General features: G+C 67.0%; 13 protein-coding genes. 1 reads left to right on the top strand and 12 read right to left on the bottom strand.

Features of this window, described 5'->3' with window-relative positions:
* Window positions 1-101 precede the first annotated feature (101 nt).
* Complete coding sequence (locus ACVKN3_RS09105; RefSeq protein ID WP_354514136.1) at window positions 102-1,802, bottom strand: methyl-accepting chemotaxis protein; 1,701 nt, start codon at window positions 1,800-1,802, stop codon at window positions 102-104.
* Between the two features lie 367 nt (window positions 1,803-2,169).
* Between ACVKN3_RS09105 and ACVKN3_RS09110 the strand changes: the two genes are divergently transcribed.
* A complete protein-coding gene (locus ACVKN3_RS09110) occupies window positions 2,170-3,372 on the top strand; it encodes an MFS transporter (protein ID WP_354514134.1) in 1,203 nt (400 codons plus the stop codon).
* A gap of 2 nt (window positions 3,373-3,374) precedes the next feature.
* Here the strand turns inward: ACVKN3_RS09110 and ACVKN3_RS09115 are convergent, their stop codons facing one another.
* The 11 genes from ACVKN3_RS09115 to ACVKN3_RS09165 form a co-directional block, all read right to left on the bottom strand.
* On the bottom strand, window positions 3,375-4,976 hold the full coding sequence (locus ACVKN3_RS09115; RefSeq protein ID WP_354514132.1) for a carboxylesterase/lipase family protein: 1,602 nt from the start codon (window positions 4,974-4,976) through the stop codon (window positions 3,375-3,377).
* Between the two features lie 34 nt (window positions 4,977-5,010).
* Window positions 5,011-6,066 (bottom strand): cytochrome P450, encoded by a 1,056-nt coding sequence (locus ACVKN3_RS09120; RefSeq protein WP_354514130.1) that lies wholly within the window; start codon window positions 6,064-6,066, stop codon window positions 5,011-5,013.
* Between the two features lie 114 nt (window positions 6,067-6,180).
* Entirely contained in the window at window positions 6,181-6,309 is a 129-nt protein-coding gene (locus ACVKN3_RS09125) for a tryptorubin family RiPP precursor (RefSeq protein WP_285402445.1), read from the bottom strand.
* 146 nt (window positions 6,310-6,455) lie between these two features.
* Window positions 6,456-6,890 (bottom strand): pyridoxamine 5'-phosphate oxidase family protein, encoded by a 435-nt coding sequence (locus ACVKN3_RS09130; RefSeq protein WP_036142283.1) that lies wholly within the window; start codon window positions 6,888-6,890, stop codon window positions 6,456-6,458.
* 68 nt (window positions 6,891-6,958) lie between these two features.
* Window positions 6,959-7,837, bottom strand: a complete 879-nt coding sequence (locus tag ACVKN3_RS09135) for a hypothetical protein (protein WP_354514127.1) — start codon at window positions 7,835-7,837, stop codon at window positions 6,959-6,961.
* Entirely contained in the window at window positions 7,834-9,222 is a 1,389-nt protein-coding gene (locus ACVKN3_RS09140; RefSeq protein ID WP_354514125.1) for a M48 family metallopeptidase, read from the bottom strand. The genes ACVKN3_RS09135 and ACVKN3_RS09140 overlap by 4 nt, the downstream gene beginning before the upstream one ends.
* 2 nt (window positions 9,223-9,224) lie before the next feature.
* Window positions 9,225-10,076, bottom strand: coding sequence for a hypothetical protein (locus ACVKN3_RS09145; protein WP_354514123.1), 852 nt, complete (start codon window positions 10,074-10,076; stop codon window positions 9,225-9,227).
* A gap of 115 nt (window positions 10,077-10,191) precedes the next feature.
* Window positions 10,192-11,763, bottom strand: coding sequence for a methyl-accepting chemotaxis protein (locus ACVKN3_RS09150; RefSeq protein WP_354514121.1), 1,572 nt, complete (start codon window positions 11,761-11,763; stop codon window positions 10,192-10,194).
* A gap of 129 nt (window positions 11,764-11,892) precedes the next feature.
* Window positions 11,893-13,965, bottom strand: coding sequence for an ATP-binding protein (locus ACVKN3_RS09155; RefSeq protein ID WP_456991597.1), 2,073 nt, complete (start codon window positions 13,963-13,965; stop codon window positions 11,893-11,895).
* Window positions 13,928-15,424, bottom strand: a complete 1,497-nt coding sequence (locus tag ACVKN3_RS09160) for an ATPase domain-containing protein (RefSeq protein WP_354514117.1) — start codon at window positions 15,422-15,424, stop codon at window positions 13,928-13,930. The genes ACVKN3_RS09155 and ACVKN3_RS09160 overlap by 38 nt, the downstream gene beginning before the upstream one ends.
* A 163-nt stretch (window positions 15,425-15,587) precedes the next feature.
* Window positions 15,588-17,417, bottom strand: a complete 1,830-nt coding sequence (locus ACVKN3_RS09165; protein WP_354514115.1) for a putative bifunctional diguanylate cyclase/phosphodiesterase — start codon at window positions 17,415-17,417, stop codon at window positions 15,588-15,590.
* Window positions 17,418-17,552 lie beyond the last annotated feature (135 nt).

The raw sequence follows: 17,552 nt of genomic DNA on the forward strand, positions 1-17,552 counted from the left end.
ATCCCCCTTACGTCAGCACCATGCGCGGCACGCAAAAAGCCGCAGGCGCGTCGAGTAGACGCGCCTGCGGCTTCATGCAAGAACGGAAGGGATCCGTTGTCTCAAAACTCGCGCCACTGCCCGGCAGCAAGCGCGGGCTGGGCGACCGCCACCAGCGCGGCTTCCCGGACGGTGCTTGCCACGGGTGCCTTGACCGGCCGGGCCGTCGTCACCGCCGCGGGGGCGGAGCTCTGGACCGTAGCGGCATCCGCCAGCTTGAAGAAGGACACCTGGCGCGTCAGTTCCTGCGCCAGTTCCAGCGCCTGGCGGCTGGCGGCACTGGCTTCCTCGACCAGGGCGGCGTTCTGCTGGGTCACGTCGTCGAGGGAGGCCACGGCGACATTGACCTGCTCCACGCCGGCGGACTGCTCCTGCGAGGCGGAGGAGATCTCGTTGACGATGTCGGCGACCTTGGTCGCGCTGCTGCCGATCTCCACCAGCGCCTTGCCGGTACGGTTCACCAGGTCCGAGCCCGTGCTCACACGCTCTACCGTCGTGCCGATCAAGGTCTTGATGTCCTTGGCGGCCGACGCGCTGCGCTGGGCAAGGTTGCGCACTTCCGCGGCCACGACCGCGAAGCCGCGGCCCTGTTCGCCCGCACGCGCCGCTTCCACGGCCGCGTTCAGGGCCAGAAGGTTGGTCTGGAAGGCGATTTCGTCGATCAGCACCGCGATCTCACCGATGTTCCGGCTGGCCTCGGTGATCTGCTTCATCGCTTCCACGGCTTCCTCGGCCACCGCGCCGCCGCTCTTGGCTTCGTTGCGCAGGCCCTGGGAAATCTGCCGGGCGAGCGCGGCGCCCTCCGCGTTCTGCTTCACCGTGGAGGACATCTCCTCCATCGACGCTGCCGTTTCCTCGAGCGAGGACGCCTGCTCCTGGGTGCGGTTGGACAGGTCGTCGTTGCCGGCCGAGATGTCACGCGCCGCGTGTTCGACCTGCAGGGCATTCTCACGCACGGAACCCACGATGCGCGCGAGGTTTTCGTCCATGGTGTGCAGCGCGTTGAGCATGCGGCCCAGGTCGTCGCTGCGGCTGACCGCGAAGGACTCGCCCAGGTGGCCTTCCGCGATGCGCGTCGTGACGGAAGAGGCGCTTTCCAGCGGGGTCAGGATGCTGCGCACCAGTACGGTGGCGACACCGATGATGGCCAGGATGGCGAGCAGGCCGCCGCCCAGCAGGATCACGTTGGTACGCGCACGCGTCGCCGTGGCTTCCGCCGAACGCTGATCGAGGAGGGCCGTCTCGGCACCCACGAACTTGCCCAGCAGGTCGCGCATCTCGTCCATGTGCGCCTTGCCCTTGCCCTGACGCTCGAAGGCGAGCGCTTCCGGGCTGGACCCACCCGACGCGGCCTGCTGCTTCTGCAGGGCGATCACCGGGTCGATGGCGCCGGCGATCCACGCGCGATAGCCCGTGTCGAGGTCGGTAAGACGGCGCTGCTGCTCCGCATTGTCGACGGTGAGGCTGCGGAGCTGGCCGAACGCGTCCGCGTAGGCCGCCTGGCCATTTCGCAGCGGCTCCAGCGACGCATCCTTGCCGGTGACGAGGTAACCCCGTTCGCCGGTCTCGATGTTGACCAGGGCGTTGAGCAGGGAGCCCTCCACGCGCAGCACCTGGTTCGTGTGCAGGTCCATGCGCGTGCTCTGGGCCATGGCCTGGAGCGCGCCGTAGACGATACCGACGAGCACGATCACCACGAGGGCGATCGATGCAAAGCCGCCGAAGATCAGCTTGTTTCGTGATGCGAGTTTGAAGAGTTGCATGGTGCCCCCTGGGCAGACTGAGCGCAGGCCACGGATCTGGCCGAAATGCCGACAAACGCGGATTGCGTGAGCAAATCCTGGCCCGTTCCCTGGGACGCCACCGGCCGTATGAACGTTATCGGCAGAATTCACCGCGCCTTGACGATAAATACGCATAACCGGCAAATTCGCCATTTATGGTTGCCGAAAAAGTCCATTCGGCCGCGCGCTTCGCGCCCGGATCGCACCGACTTGCCACGGGTGGGTTGCCATTGCCTGATGTCGCGGTCGGGCCGTCCAGGGGCCAGCCCCCTGGGCGCACCGGCTGCCCTGGCCGTGATCGGGCCGTCGTCTTGTCGACGATTTGGCCACCTGGGTACCATGCGGGATGCCCGCCTCCACCGACCTCGCCCCGACGACACGCGCATCGGGGACACCGGCCGACACACGCCCGCGCAGCCTCGTGGCGGCCTGTCTCGCGCACGCGCTGCACGACGGCTACACCGACGGCCTCTACGCGTTTCTCCCCGTCTGGCAGGCCCAGTTCGGCCTGTCGTATGCCGCCCTGGCTCTCCTCCGTTCGCTTTACTACGCCACCATGGGTGGCCTGCAGATGCCGGCCGACCGCCTTCTGCGGACGGCCTCCCCACGCACGGCGCTGGTGCTGGCCACGGTACTTGCCGCCATCGGGATGGCGGTGATGGCGTCGCCGACGGGCTTCGCCGGGCTTTGTCTGGGGCTGGTCATCGCCGGCATCGGCTCCAGCATCCAGCACCCACGGGCGTCCACGCTGATCACCGACGCCTATGGCGCGGGATCGCGCAAGCCGCTGGGGATCTACAATTTCTCCGGCGACCTGGGCAAGGCCATCCTGCCCGCCATCGTCGCGCTGCTGATTCCCCTCGTGGCGTGGCGCCCCGTGCTCGTCCTCATGGCGATCCTCGGTGCAGGCGTCTCGATGGCGTTGTTCGCGCTGGCACCCGGGGCGCGGGCGGACAGGGACAGGTCATCCACCGCACGTCACGGCGAACGTCGCAACGGCTTCGGCGTACTGATGGCGATCGGCGTCCTGGATACCGCGACCCGCATGGGCTACCTGCTCTTCCTGCCGTTCCTCGTCCACGGGAAAGGCGGCGATTCCCCGATGGTCGGCCTGTGTCTCGCGCTGGTTTTCATCGGTGGTGCGCTCGGCAAGGCCACGTGCGGCTGGCTGGGCGACCGCGTGGGCGTGGTCGGCACGGTCATGCTGACGGAAGCGGCGACGGCGGGTTTCATCGTGGCGACGCTGGTCACGCCCCTGTGGGCTACCCTCGTGCTGCTGCCGCTGCTCGGCATCGTACTGAACGGTACCTCTTCCGTGCTCTATGGCACGGTACCGGAGCTATCCGACGGCGATACCGGTCGGGCCTTCGCCCTCTTCTACACCGGCGTCATCGGCTCGGGCGGCATCGCACCCATCCTTTACGGCCTCATCGCCGACCACAGCAGCCGCGTCGTCGGCATGATCGCCGCGGCAGGCACCGCCCTGGCCATCCTGCCGCTGGTACGGCGGTTGCGCCCCCACCTCATGACACCGATCGGCCGCGCCTGACGCTACAGGCCGATCGTGTCCCAGAACGCGCAACCCACCCGCGGCACGCCCTCGTCCACCGGGGTTAGCGACGGCCCGTAGAGCACGTTGGCCGGCGCGCCCTCCGGCGTGCCATCCAGGCGGCCGGTGCGCGCGAAGGTGGCCCAGTCCTTCTGCATGCGGTCGGACAACGCCTGCTGCGCCGGGCTGAAGCGGGCGGGGTCCGCCAGTGCCCAGCGGGTCTGGAACAGGTACACGATCTCGGACGCGTGGTACGCGCCCAGGTCGGCCTTGCGCGACAGCGCGAACGGCGCCTGCGGGTCCGTGAACGCGTAACGCCAGGTCGGCGTGGCGCGGGCCAGCATGGTCGACAGCGACAGCGTCGGGCAGGCGAAGACGCCATCGGTCACGGCCGCCGCATACGCGTCACGCAACGAGGGATACCGCGCGGCCGGGTAGGCCCTGGCCACCGCGTCGGCGTGAGCGCCGAACGTGCTGGCCATGCGTGCGTCGTAATCGCGGCGGTCACTGAGCTGGCCCAGCTTGCCGAGCAGGAAACCGAAGAGCCGCCCCTCGTCGGCGTTGTTGCCGATGAGCACCGGCACGTGGGCGAAGTGGCCCCGGGAGAACGCCTCGCGCGGTGCTTCCGGAAGCACGCTGTCGCCGGCGATGAAGTTCCATGCGTGCGGTCCCAACACGCCGCGCGAGGGGGCCAGCGCGGCATTTACGCCGCGCGGTGACAGGCGCCGCAGGCAGGCCACGGCATCCGCCCCCGTGCAGCCGAGCGCAGCCGCGTAGCGCACACCGCCCGCGTCGGCGTCGGCCACCGGCACCGTCGACTCATTCAGCGTGCACGGGCCGCTCTGTACGATCGCGCGCTGGAACAGGCCCCGTGCGCCCGGTGCCACCAGCTGCGCGCAAACGCTCCATGCGCCAGCGGATTCGCCGAACAGGGTGACGTTGCCGGGATCGCCGCCGAACCGGGCAATGTTGTCGCGCACCCAACGCAAGGCGGCCTGCTGGTCGAGCAACCCGAGGTTGGCCGCACCGCCGGCCTCGGCACGCAGCGCCGGATGGGCCAGGAAGCCCAGGGCCGCCAGCCGGTAGTTCACCGCCACTGTGACGACATCCTGCCGGCGTGCCAGCACGCTGGGGTCGTATTGGCGGTTGGCACCGAGCACGAGCGCACCGCCATAGATCCACACCATCACCGGCTTGCGATCGCCGGGCTTCGCGGTCGACGGCGTATAGATATTGAGGTTGAGGCAATCCTCGTCGCCGATCACCAGCCAGTGGCTCGCCTTGCCGGTCTGTGCGCCGGGGCTGAGGTTCTGCACGCACTGATGGCCAAGCGTCGCGGCATCGCGCGGCGTTTGCCAAGGCACCGCCGGCAACGGCTCACGCCAACGCAGGGCGCCGACGGGCGCACGCGCATAGGGGATGCCGAGATAAGCCTGCCCCTCCGCCGAGGTCACGCCAATCACGGGCCCGCTCGCCGTCATCACCGTCGCTGCGGCATGCCGGTCCGCACGGGTGATATGCGTTGCCGCACCCGGTGGCGCACGGCAGCCGGCAACGGCGAACATCACCAACAGCGGAAGAAGCCATGAACCGGAGCGTGGCATCGCGGTACGTTCCTGGAAAACGAAGGGCGCGAAGCTATACGCGACGACCCGGCGACGCGATGTGAACGATCTTCACCCCATCCACGCCGAGCAAGCCGGCGAGCGGCACCTTCGCCGTGGTCTGCCGCGGGCTCACGCCCAGCCCGTTGCTGCGCAGCATGTCGAGCAACCGCTCCGCCAGCGGCATCACCATGTGCCGTCCCCAGCAGCGCTCCGAGGCATGCCCGAACGGCAGGTAGCCCGGATGGTTATCGGGGTCGAGGTCGTTCCACCGCTCGGGACGGAAGACGTCCGGATCGTCCCAGAGGGCGGGATCGCGATGGCTCACCAGCGGCAACACCAGCACGTCGTCCTTCTCGCCGATGCGGGCATCCAGTGCTGCGTACTCCGGTGAAGCGTTGCGCAGGATGTTCCACGATGGCGGGAGCAATCGCATGGACTCGTGGATGATATTCACGTTCGAATCGCCATCGTCGAAGGGCGCGCCGAGCCACATCGCATTGGCGACCAGCGTCGAGATGGTGAAGCAGACCGGCGCGACGGTGCGCCGGTAAAGCCCCATGGCATAGCGACGGTCGTCATACGTAGACGCCTGCGCGGTCAGCGAGGCGATCGCGGAGGCCTCGGGGCCCAGCTTGAGCGACGACAGCGCACCCGTGACGATGACCGCCCACGTCAGCTTCGGCGTGAGCTCGAGCACGCGGTCCATGAGGAAGCGCAAGCGAAGCGGATCGTGACCCAGCAGCATGTCCCGCAGGTAGACATGACCGACGCCCGGCCACTCGCCGGTGAAGTCCACGCCGGTCGGTACGGGCTCCTTTAGGGCCAGGCGGACGTCGCGACCCACGGCCTGCATCAGCTTGGCCGCGTCGGTACGGGGGATGGAGCGGCCGTGCAACGGCTTGAAGGTGGGTCGCTCGAACTCGGTGGCATAGCGCGCGGCGAGCACGCGGTCCATGATCTCGGGGCCGGCGACGCCGACGGTGGTCGCGTCCAGCCGGAACACATCGCTGCCGCGATGCTCCTGCAACAAGGCTTGCAGCCTCGGTGCGAAGACGGTCGTCCTGGCATGCTTGCCGATAGCGGGCATACGTCTCCCTACATGTCGCAAGGAAGGACCGCACCTTTGGCTGGATGACACGCCTGTGCCCGGTACGGCCCCGCTCGTCGACGGCGTTCCGCTAGCGGAACGCCGGTGGGACGGTCAGTACCAGATGTACCAGGCGTACGACTTCAGGCTTTTGTTCGGCGTGAGGATGTTCTTGAGCGCGAAGAGAGCTTTCATGGGTATCACCTCCGGTCGTTCGGGACCCGTGTGGGCCATCGAAGGCATGCGGGATCGACCGACCCCGCAACACCGTCCCGTTTCCATACTAGCCGGGCCATCCGCAGTGTGCGGCCGGCCCGGCGTGTGGACGTCCGAAATGTGACCCGGTTTGCAGAAGCGTCAGCCGTGCCGCAAGACGGGCTCGTGTGTTCTTACGGAAGGATCTCGCCTTCGTCTTCGCCGTTCCACCACGTGATGCGAATGGCATGCACCTTCAACAGCACGATGCCCGGCGTGTCCACGCCCTGCTCGAACCAGCGTTCCAGCTTGTCCTGCCAGTGCTGCTGGAGCACCGACTTCTCACGGATCACCTGTGCCCTGCCCTCGACCGCGACGAACAGCGGCGGCTTGCCGAGCAGCGACTTGGATCCGGTGAACGACAGCGCGACATGGTCATTGGCTTCGATCTCGCGAACCACATGGGTGTCTTCATAGGCGAAGAACCAGCTGTCACCGTCGTACTCCACGTCACCGTTGTTGCTCATGGGACGGCCGGCGATCTCGCCGGATGAGGTGAAGGTCTGCAGCATCGCAAAGTCGATGTCGGCCATCTTCTTGGCAAGCTCGGGAAGCGTCATCGTCGTCATGGTGGGTCTCCTGGTGAAGCTGGCAGACTGCGTCACCCCACCGGAGGGGAACGTGAAGGATGTGCGGTTTACGGCTCGACCAGGGCGGTCGATCCGTAGGCCCGGTTCATGGCCTCCTGGAACGCGTTCATCTGCTCGTTCACTTCCTTGGAAAGCGATCCCTTCTGCATGATCTCGACGGATGCATGCGAGTAGGCCATGCTCAGCTTGAAGTTCTCCTTCTGCAGGGCTTCCTGCTCGGAGACGTCCTTGGCCTTCAGGTACTTCGCGTAGTTCTCGCGCAGCGGCAGGCTGAGCTGCTGCACTTCCGCGTTGTCGATCGGCGGCAACGTGGACGGCAGGATCGTCACCTTGCGCACCACCGGCGGGGCATCCTTCTGACGGTTTGCCTCGAAGTCCTTCTTGGCATCGGGGTTCTTCCCGAGGAAGGCGACGATGAAATCCTTGGCGCGGAACACCTTGTTGTGCACCGTGTTGTTCGAGCCATTCTCATGTTCCACGACGCTGTCCGGCAGTTCCTCGTCCACGCCGTAGGTCCAGTCCTTGTCGATGAACAAGTCGCTGGACTGCCTCATCGTGCCTTCGAACGTCACGCCTTCCAGGACCACCTGGTCCAGCTTGCCCGTGTAGCCCGGCGAGGTCGAACCCACCTTCTCGAAGCTCTGGCGATAGATCACGTAATCGCTGAGCGTGGGATTGATGATGCCGCCACGGCCGCGGTAATAGGAGATGAACTTGATGTCGCCCACGACATCACCCTTCATCGTGTGCTCGCCAGCGTCCAGCGAGAGTTCCTTGTCCTCGTGCGGCGCCACCTCGTAGGTCTTGCCGTCGATGGTGAGCGACAGCGGCTTGTCGGTCGGGTTGTCGATGGCATAGTCGGCACTGCGGCCGCTGCAGCCGGCAAGCAGGGCCACGAGGGCCAGGGGCAGGTAGCGTTTTTTCATGAGACGGACTCGCTCGTTACAGGGGAATGGGAAGGAGAAGAAGAAGGCGTTGCACGGTTCGCGTGCCGCAAGGCTTCGTGCAGTTCGTCGGTCAGCGCCCGGGTCAATGCCTGCCAGGGCAGGATGCCGTGACAGGCATCGGTGGCCGCCACGACGGGTGATCGCCCGGCCGACGCCTCTCGTAGGGCGGCGTCGAGGGACACGTCGAGCGCATCGAGTCGCTCGGCAAGCACCGGGTGCGCGTCGAAGGGATGGGCCATGCGCTCGTCGCCCAGATCGGTCAGCGGCGAGCCCTGGATGCTGAGGCGCAGCTGCTCGACGATGTCCTCGCCGGCCTGGACGGAGCGGTCGATCGTGGCCAACAACGCATGCAGTCGGGTTTCCAGCAGGATCGCGCGCGTGAGGCCGACGGCAAAGGCCGGCGCGCCCACCAGCGCCGCACCGGCCTTGTCGGCCTCGTGCTCCCTCACCCGGCTCCAGTGACGCTCCACGGCACGAAACCGATACAGCGCATACATGGCCACCATGCGTCCGGGCCTGAGAAAAACCTTGCCGATCCAGTTGTCGTGCTCGTACTCGGCCAGCAACATCACCCGCCGCTCGAACCCGTGGTAGATCGGCGCGAAGCGTTCGCTGTAGGCCAGGTCCTGGCCACTGAAGTGCGCCATTTCGTGGGCGACGATGCCGCGCAGTTCGTCGGCCGCCAGCCACGGCAGGTGCGCCGCGCACAGATAGAGCGTGTGCCCGTGCAACTCGCCCGCATGCGTGGCGCGGATGGTTCCGGAGGTCACGAAAAAACCATCCAGTAATCCGACGGCGATGTGATCCAGGCGGGGAGCGCCCAGCGTGGCGGCCACGTCGTCGGTCATGGCCCAGAACGCGGGGGCATCTTCACGCGTGAGGCAACGTGCAAGAAGGTGCATGGGCTGCGCCGCGAAGGGCAGCGCCTCCGCACGGGCACTGGACACCGCGACCCAGATCATGAAGGCGGTGAACACCGTGAACATCGTCATGATGACGCCGAAGCGGATGTCGTGGCTGACGAATCCCCAGATCAGCATCGAACAGCTGCCCGCGGCAAATGCCGAGCCCACCGCCAGCAGTTGCCAGGTCAGCAACCGCGGAAGGCGCGCGTGCCACTGGGCGAAGGCATGCACCAGGATGTCGCGGGACTGCATGCCCTTCGTCGCCAGGCGGTGGGTCATGACGATGCCCACCGCGCCCAGCACCGCACCGAGGAACGCCAGCGCAATGCACGCCAGCGACGCCATGCCGGCCGGCGGGAAACCCAGCAAAAGGCCATATTGGGCGAGCCCGGCAAGGCACAGCAGGAGGGGAACGCCCACCACGGCATGCCAGGGCGCGCGCAGCACCGGATGGGACATCGTCAGTGCGCCATGAGGCCCTGGTAAGCAGGGGTGCGTCGATCGATCCGTTCCGCCAGCACGGCCAGGAACAGGTCGGCGCTGAACAGGCACAGGTAATCGAACGCGTGGACCAGCTTGCCCTGCTCGTCGAGGAGCCTGACCTTGCCGTCGGAACCGACGCCCTCGATGCGATGGATACGCTCGAGGGGAATGGTCGTGCCTTGCACTTCGATACGGGTGGCGTCGAGATCCAACGCATGGGCATCGACCTTCAGCATCCCGCCGATCAGGCGCTTGGTCAGCCGGGTGCTGCGATCGATCGCGTGGAACCGCACGGCCTTGCCCGCATCGATGGCGGCGAGCGCCACCGGCAGACGCGCGACGACCTGGCCTTCGACGATCGCGGCGCGCAAGGCGAACGAGTTGCGGCGATTGTCCAGCACGTCGACCCAGGGATCCTGCAACGAGCGCCGGAAAGCCAGGGCGTTGATGATGCCGCCCGCATAGCCGCCCGTGCGGAACAGGTAGACGTCGGCCATGTCGACGAACGGCACGGACTCGACCTGCGCCGTGCCGCGCCGGTGGACGGCCACGCCGTGCTCGTGCAGGGCCAGTTCCGTCTTCAGCGCCGTCAGCTTCCAGCCCAGCAGCATCAACACCCCGACGACCACCATGCCGACGGACACGCCGATCAGCAAGGGCAACTTCGTCGGATCGACACGGGCCCCGCTCATCAGCGCCAACGGGATGACTGCACTGCAAAGCAGGAAGACGATGGCGGAAAGCAGCGGCACGATGGCCGTCCGCGAGCGGCCATGGCGGCTGACCAGCGGTCCGAGGTCTCGCGTGGCCTGTTCGGTGTGTGGCGTCATCTGGCGTCCTTTCCTCGGTACGACGATTTATCGAGGCCGGCACGCTAGCACGGATCGTAAGTTTTTATCCCCCGCCTGTTGCCAAAAACTCATGTAACGCGCGTTACATGGTGCATCACGCCGCTTCGCTTTCCAGCACGAAATAGGCGACTTCGCGGCGAAGGATATCCGCACTCTCGCGCATGGCATGACTGGCGGACGTGGCGTGCTCGACCAGCACGGCGTTCTCCCGCGTGGTCTGTTCGATACCGCGTATCGCGCCGTCGATACGGGCGATGCCCTCGCTCTGACCACGCGTCACGTCCATGACGGAAGCGACCAGGTGGCTGAGCAGGGCCACGCGCTCCGCGATGCCGTGCAGCACCTCGCCCGCGCGATCCACGGAGGCCACGCCCGCCTGCACGGCCTCGTCGCTCGCGGCGATCAGGCCACGGATATCGCCAGCGGCCGATGCACACCGCTGCGCGAGCGCGCGCACTTCCGCGGCCACCACGCCGAAACCGCGCCCGTGCTCGCCGGCCCGAGCGGCCTCCACGGCGGCGTTGAGCGCCAGCATGTTGGTCTGGAACGCGATCTGGTCGACCAGATCCAGCATCTCGCCCATGCGTTCGCCGGCGCGCTGGATCTCGCGCATGTTGCCCACCGCGGCCCGTGCTACGCGATGCCCCTCGTCGGTCATGCTGCGCGCGTCGACCACGGCGTGGTTGGCCGCCGTGGCATGCTCGATGCCCTGGGTCACGGCTTGCGCCATGTCGGACATGGACGCCGTGGTCAGGTCGACATGGGCCGACTGCACACGCGTCTGCGCGTTGAGTGCCTCGTTGCCGTCGGCAATACCGGAAGCGGCCTGCGCGACATGGCCAGCACGGTCGCGCACCTGGGTCACCACGTTGCCCAGCTGCGCATCCATGGCCGCGAGCGAGGTCAGCAGGGCACCGATCTCGTCGTCGCGGCCGATGTCGATGGGCGTGCCCAGGGTGCCGCCAGCGATCGACGCGGCGACCTCGGCGGCCTGGCCGAGCCGGCGACCCAGCGCGCGGATGATCGCGATATCCATCACGCTCGCGATCAGCAGCGCGAGGCCCAGCAACATCGCCGAGAACACGCCGCCGCGTGCTATATCCGCATGCTGCGCGGCCGCTGCCGTCTTGCCGTTGTCCAGGGCCAGGGCGAAGAGGTTCGAGAAGTCGCTTTTCAGGGGGCCGACGGCCGACTGCACATCGTTGGACAGCTGCAGCTGGGCCAGATCGAACTGCTCCGCCTTCAGCAGCGCCACCACGTCGTCGATCGCCTTGTCGGCGGCCTTGCGATGCTCCGCCGCCAGGGTCACCAGCTTCGCCTGGCTCTTGCCCAGCCCGCTCGCGGTCAGCGAGGCCCACTGCCGGTCGATGTCGTGGCGATTGCTGCCGATGGCGGTCATCGCATCGTCGACGGCCGAGGGCAGCCGCATCAGCGTGGCATGCACCACGGCGTCCAGCAGGTCGTTGTAGTCGTTCTGGATATGCCCGACGTCGGCCACGGGCGCCAGGGTATCGCCGACGACGGACTGCAGGCGCGCGTCGGCCGTGCGCAGCTGCACGCCACCGACGATCCAGAGCGCAAGCAGAAGGAGGATGGTGCCGGCCAGGCGCAGCAACAGACGCGCGCGCAGGGTGAGCGTCGGCAAGCGAAAAGCGGGGGAGGACATGATGCGCTCGACGAATGGGGGGGGGGTGCCTGCCTATCGGCACCGAACCGCTCCGCTTTAGCGATTAATCAAAAATTATACTTATATTTCAATAGCATAAAAGATTCATGACAGACCGCTAGACGGGGCTTACTCGCCCCCTGCCAGGATGCGTCCCACGGTCTGGCTGAAGACGTCGACGTTGAACGGCTTGGCGATCATCGTCATGCCGGCCTCGAGGAACTCCGAGCGCACGGCCGCGCCCTCGGCGTAGCCGGTCATGAACAGGATCGGTAGCGCGGGCCGCGTCTGCCGCACGATTTCCGCCAGCTGGCGGCCGTTGAGCCCGGGCAGGCCGACATCGGTGACCAGCAGGTCCACCGGCTCCAGCGAGGCGAGGATGCCGAGCGCGCCATCCGCCGTCTCGGCCGCGTCCACGTGGTAACCCAGTTCCGTCAGCAGTTCCGAGGTGAGCACGCGGACCTGGGCATCGTCCTCGACCAGCACGATGCGCTGGCCGTGACCGCCGACCACGACACCATCGGCCTCCGCCAGGGGTGCGCCCTCACCCTCCGCCGCCAGGGGCAGGTAGAGCTCGACGGTCGTTCCCTGCCCCGGCGTCGAGTCGATGCGGATGTGACCCTCGGACTGCTGGATGAACCCGTAGATCATCGACATGCCCAGCCCCGTACCCTGGCCCAGCGGCTTGGTGGTGTAGAATGGCTCGAACACGCGCGACAGCACGTCGCCGGCCATGCCGACGCCCGTATCGCCGACCGACAGGCGAACATACGGACCGTCCGGCACGGTCGCGCCGGACGGCTCCTGCGCAAGAGACGCCAAGGCCGTGGTGATGCGAAGCTCGCCGCCGTCGGGCATGGCATCCCGTGCGTTGATCGCGAGGTTGAGCAGCGCGCTTTCCAGCTGGTTGGTATCGACCAGGGCCGGCGGCAGGCCCTCGTGCAGGTCGGTACGCAGGCGGACCCGCTCGCCCAGCGTCCGCGTCAGCAGGTCTTCCACCGAGCGAACCATGGCGTTGACCTCCACAGCCCGCGGGTCGAGGGACTGGCGCCGCGAGAACGCGAGCAGCCGCTGGGTCAGCCCCGCGGCACGCTGGGCCGAGGTGGTGGCCACGCTCATGAACCGGTCGAGGTTGTCGAAGCGCCCCTCGTCGATGCGCATGCGCATGAGATCCATCGCGGCGAGGATGCCGGTGAGCATGTTGTTGAAGTCGTGGGCGATGCCCCCGGTCAACTGCCCCACCGCCTCCATCTTCTGCGCCTGGCGCAGTGCCGCCTCGCTGCTTTCGCGGGCGACCATCTGTTGTTCCAGTTCGGCGGTGCGTTCGGCCACGCGTGCCTCTAGCACGGCCGCCTGCTGCTGGGTCGCTTCAAGCGCCACCTTGCGCACGGTCACGTCGGTGGCGAAGACATGGAACCCGTCCACCGTGCCGTCCACCGCGAAACGCGGCAGGTAACGGATCTCCGCGTCGCGACGCCGGCCATCCCGGTGGGGCCAGCTCAATTCCATGCGAACGGGTCGGCCGGACAGGGCCACGCCCATGGCCTCGCGTCGCTCGTGCCAGGCGCGCGGTCCCATCACCTCGTCGACCGTGCGCCCGATGATGCGGGCGATGGGCATGCCGAACCAGTCTTCGTAGGCAAGATTGGCAAAGCGATACACCAGCCCCGTGTCGATGAAGGCGATCAGCACCGGCAACGCATCGGCGATCAGTCGCAGCTCGGCTTCGCTGGCGGCGAGGGCCGCCTGGCTCACTTCCAGGCGAAGCACCTGGTCGCGGATGACGAACTGCTTCTGCCGCGAGCGCTGGCCGGCGGTGACGGCACTGGCCAGCACGGACGCACTGAGCGGCCGTTCCAGCTCGATGATGTTGAGCACTTCCTCCGGCAACGCGGCGCGCCCGCCCAGACCGGGCGAGCGAGGCGCACGCAGCAGCACGAACGGGATATCCGACCAGGGTTCCTGCCTGCTCAGCGCGTCGGCCAACAAGCCGCCCATCGACCCGATGGCCTCCTCGGTGAGGACGACGACGCCGGTACTGTCATTTAGGCGACTGGCGAGTGCCGCCATCGACCTGACGATCTCGGCGCGGTAACCCAGTTCCTGCACGATGGCGGCGAGGCTTTCCGCATCCCTGCCGTAAGGCGCCAGCAGCAGGACGTTCTTACTGTCCTGCACCGGACTCTTCCAGCAACGGCGCATTATTGCCGACGAACTCCGGGGTGCCGGTCAGCACGCCCCTGAATTCATCCAGCGGTGCGCTGAGCCGCAGGCCCGAGCGATCGATGCGCAGCTCGCGGATGGTGTCTTCGTGCGCGCCGCTGCGGTTCTTGATCACCGACAGCGCCTTGCGTATCCGGCCCTGCGCTTCGAAGAAACGGAACAGGATCACCGTATCGGCCATGTAGCTGACGTTGAGGTTGCCGGTGGCCATCGTGCCGACCAGGCCATGCTGCGGATGGATCAGGAAGGTGGTGACGCCGCTCTGGTTGAGGAACGACAACAGCTCGTGCATCTGCAGCATCAGCTGCTTTTCCTGCGGCATGGACGACAGGTAGCCGTTGAGGCTGTCGATCACCAGGATGCGACAGTTGTCTTCTTCCACGGCCCGGCGCACCGTCCACGCGAACTCGCCGGGCGAGATCTCCGCCGGGTCCATCTGGCGCAGGTCCAGCAGGCCGCTGGCGATGTGGGGGCGCAGGTCGAAACCGAGCGCGTCGGCACGGGTCAGCAACGTGCCCGTGCGTTCGTCGAATTCGAAGACGCAGCAGTGCTCGCCGCGCCGGCACGCGGCGGAGACGTATTGCAGCGCCACGTTGGTCTTGCCGCTGCCGGCGGGGCCGGTCAGCAGCGTGCTGGTGCCGCGCAGTGGACCACCGCCGAGCAATTCGTCCAGGCCGACGACGTCGCTGGGCACCGGCTCGCCGACGAACGGCGCGTTGTGCTCGGAGGCGACCAGGCGCGGATAGATCTCCATGCCACCGGTGCAGATGGCCAGGTCGTGGTAGCCGGCGATGAAGTTGACCCCACGCAGCTTCTGCACCTGCATGCGACGGCGCGCGGCGCCGAAATCGAGGGTCAGCCGTTCCAGCGACACCACGCCGTGGCAAAGGCTGTGCAGGTGCGCATCTCGTTCACCGCCCTCCCCCGTCAGGTCGTCGACCAGGAACACGGTGATGTTCCGTGGTGCGAAGAACTGCTTGAGGGCCAGCACCTGCCGCCGGTAACGCAGCGGGTCCTGGGCCAGCAGGCGCAGTTCGGACAGCGAATCGAAGACGATGCGGGTGGGCTTGACCCGTTCCACCTCGGCCTGGATCAACCGCACGGTGCCGTCGAGTTCCATTTCCCACGGATGCAGGATGGACTGCTGGCGACCGTCCCCCAGCACCTCCTCGGCGGAAGCAAGCTCGAACAGGTGCAGGGCATCCAGCGACCAGCCATGCGACTCCGCCACTTCGTGCAGTTCGTCTGCCGTTTCGGATAGCGTGACGTAAAGGCAGCTTTCGCCCCCGGCCGCGCCCTCCAGCAGGTACTTCAGCGACAGGGTGGTCTTGCCGGAACCGGGCTGTCCTTCGAGAAGGTAGAGCCGGTTGGCGGGCAGGCCACCCCTGAGGATGGTATCCAGGCCAGTCGTACCCGTTGGAATGCGTGTCAGCGCCATGCACAAGAGCCGTATGAGAGTAAGGGCCCGAAAGCGCCCTCAATCAGGCACTCGAGGGTTGCGGCAACCGCGTGCCAGGCGCCGGGTGGGTCGCCGGGAAAGGACCGACACGGAGGCAGGACCGGCACCTGGCGTAGCGCACACGGTAACCGAATTCGAGCCCTTACCGTGTCAACGCGACATGTGCGTAAGCGGCATCGGCGAAGGCCGCCGGCGAAAGCGGAATGGCGTAGAAGTAGCCCTGGGCCCGCGCGCAGCCGAGTGCGAGCAGGCCGGTGTGCTCCTCGTTCGTCTCAACACCTTCCGCCACGACGTCCAGGTCAAGCTGGCCGCACAGCCGCACGATGCCTCGCAGCATGGCCAGCTGCCGGTGGTTGTGCAGGAAGCCGTGGATCAGCGACTGGTCGAGCTTCAGCGTATCGAACGGAAGGGTGTACAGGTACGAGAAATTGCTGTAGCCGACACCGAAATCGTCGATGGCGATGCGGACGCCGGCGGTTCGCAGCAGGGCCAGCTGGTCGCATACGGCCTCGCTTCCCTCGAGCCATTCGCCCTCGGTGATCTCCACTTCCAGACGGGAAGGTTCCACGCCGTGCCGCATGCAGCAAGCGAGGATGCGCCCGGGCAGGCCGCCATCGACGAAGTCGGCCGCCGTGACATTGACCGACAACGTCAGGTCCAGCCCCGATGCCAGCCACACGGCAAGTTGGCGGCAGGCCTGCTCGATCACCCAGTCGGTCAGGGCGCGCATGGTGGAGGTCCGGGCCATGATCGGGATGAATTCGCCGGGCAGCACGTCGCCCAGCAGCGGGTGGCGCCAGCGCACCAGTGCCTCACCGCCCGAAAACTTCCCGCTCTGCATGTCGACACGAGGCTGGTAGACGAGGTGGAACTCGCCCCGCTGCAGCCCGGTGGAGGCGTCCGCGGCCAGGCGATACTGTCGGCGCATGCGCGCGTCTTTCGCCATGTCGTAGGTGCACCAGGTCGAACGGCCGTCGATGGCATCCTGGGTGGCGGCCAGGGCGCGGCGCAGGGCATCCGGGGTACCGGCTTCGTCGAACGACACCAATCCGCCGTGACAGCTGGGCTGCAACGGCACGCCTTCCGCAAGCACGGGACGCCCCACTTCGGACGACACGCTCTCCAGAAGGTCGGCCACGGCCACGGCATCGAGCGGGGGCACCAGGAACGCGAAGCGTGCCACGGCGACGTGATAGAGCTCCGCATGGGGCCGGACGATGTCGCCCAGACGGAGCGCCACTTGACGGATGACGGCCTCGACGGGGCCCAGGCCCACGGCTTGCGCCAACTGGTGCGCGATCGGAAGGTCCATGACGTCCACCATCGCCAGCTGGCGATGGCCGGCAAAACCTCGCGCGGCGATGGCTGCCATGTCCACGTAGAACTGCTGGCGATTCAGCAGGCCGGTGACGGGATCGCGCCGCCCGACCATCTGGCGCAGCGCGATCTGGTCGAGCACCAGGGCGGCGAACGAGGCAAGGCGCTGGCGTGCCGCCTCGTCGAAGCGACGCGGCACCACATCCAGGGCGCACAAGGTGCCCACCGCATGGCCCGACGAGGTGACCAGGGGCACGCCCGCGTAGAAACGGAAGCCCGGATGGCGGCAGACCAGGCGGTTGTGCATGAACCGCGTATCCCTGCTCAGGTCTTCGACGACGAACACCTCGCGCTGTTCGATCGCCACCGAGCAGATGGAAGCCTCCCGCTCGGTGCCACCCACATCGATGCCGACCGACGAGACGAATCGTTGCGCCTCTCGGCCGACGAAGGACACGAGTACCGTCGGCATCGCGAAGGCTTCCGCGACCAGGGCCGTGATGCGATCGAGTTCCGGGGTGCTTGGGGCATCCCAGATATTGAGGCTACGCAACGCCTCCAAGCGGGCGATTTCGTGTGCATCGCCATCGAGCAAGGTCAACCCGCAGGTGCCGTACGCGGGCATGTTCGCGAAGACGTCCGTTGGGGATGACATGCTCAGTTCCTTCTTTCCATCGTCATCGAGCATGGCTCATAACTCCATGACAGTGCCCGGGTCACGGGACTCGCTGCCATGGTGTGCTCCAGGGAGGGGTTGTTCGGCTATCGGCCGATTCGGGCCAAACTGAAG

This window comes from Luteibacter sp. PvP120 (genome assembly GCF_054055715.1).

Excerpts from the sequence above, each read along its gene's own strand:
- ACVKN3_RS09105 (WP_354514136.1), bottom strand. The coding sequence starts at position 1,802 with ATGCAACTCTTCAAACTCGCATCACGAAACAAGCTGATCTTCGGCGGC.
- ACVKN3_RS09110 (WP_354514134.1), top strand. The coding sequence starts at position 2,170 with ATGCCCGCCTCCACCGACCTCGCCCCGACGACACGCGCATCGGGGACA.
- ACVKN3_RS09115 (WP_354514132.1), bottom strand. The coding sequence starts at position 4,976 with ATGCCACGCTCCGGTTCATGGCTTCTTCCGCTGTTGGTGATGTTCGCC.
- ACVKN3_RS09120 (WP_354514130.1), bottom strand. The coding sequence starts at position 6,066 with ATGCCCGCTATCGGCAAGCATGCCAGGACGACCGTCTTCGCACCGAGG.
- ACVKN3_RS09125 (WP_285402445.1), bottom strand. The coding sequence starts at position 6,309 with ATGCCTTCGATGGCCCACACGGGTCCCGAACGACCGGAGGTGATACCC.
- ACVKN3_RS09130 (WP_036142283.1), bottom strand. The coding sequence starts at position 6,890 with ATGACGACGATGACGCTTCCCGAGCTTGCCAAGAAGATGGCCGACATC.
- ACVKN3_RS09135 (WP_354514127.1), bottom strand. The coding sequence starts at position 7,837 with ATGAAAAAACGCTACCTGCCCCTGGCCCTCGTGGCCCTGCTTGCCGGC.
- ACVKN3_RS09140 (WP_354514125.1), bottom strand. The coding sequence starts at position 9,222 with ATGTCCCATCCGGTGCTGCGCGCGCCCTGGCATGCCGTGGTGGGCGTT.
- ACVKN3_RS09145 (WP_354514123.1), bottom strand. The coding sequence starts at position 10,076 with ATGACGCCACACACCGAACAGGCCACGCGAGACCTCGGACCGCTGGTC.
- ACVKN3_RS09150 (WP_354514121.1), bottom strand. The coding sequence starts at position 11,763 with ATGTCCTCCCCCGCTTTTCGCTTGCCGACGCTCACCCTGCGCGCGCGT.
- ACVKN3_RS09155 (WP_456991597.1), bottom strand. The coding sequence starts at position 13,965 with ATGCGCCGTTGCTGGAAGAGTCCGGTGCAGGACAGTAAGAACGTCCTG.
- ACVKN3_RS09160 (WP_354514117.1), bottom strand. The coding sequence starts at position 15,424 with ATGGCGCTGACACGCATTCCAACGGGTACGACTGGCCTGGATACCATC.
- ACVKN3_RS09165 (WP_354514115.1), bottom strand. The coding sequence starts at position 17,417 with ATGTCATCCCCAACGGACGTCTTCGCGAACATGCCCGCGTACGGCACC.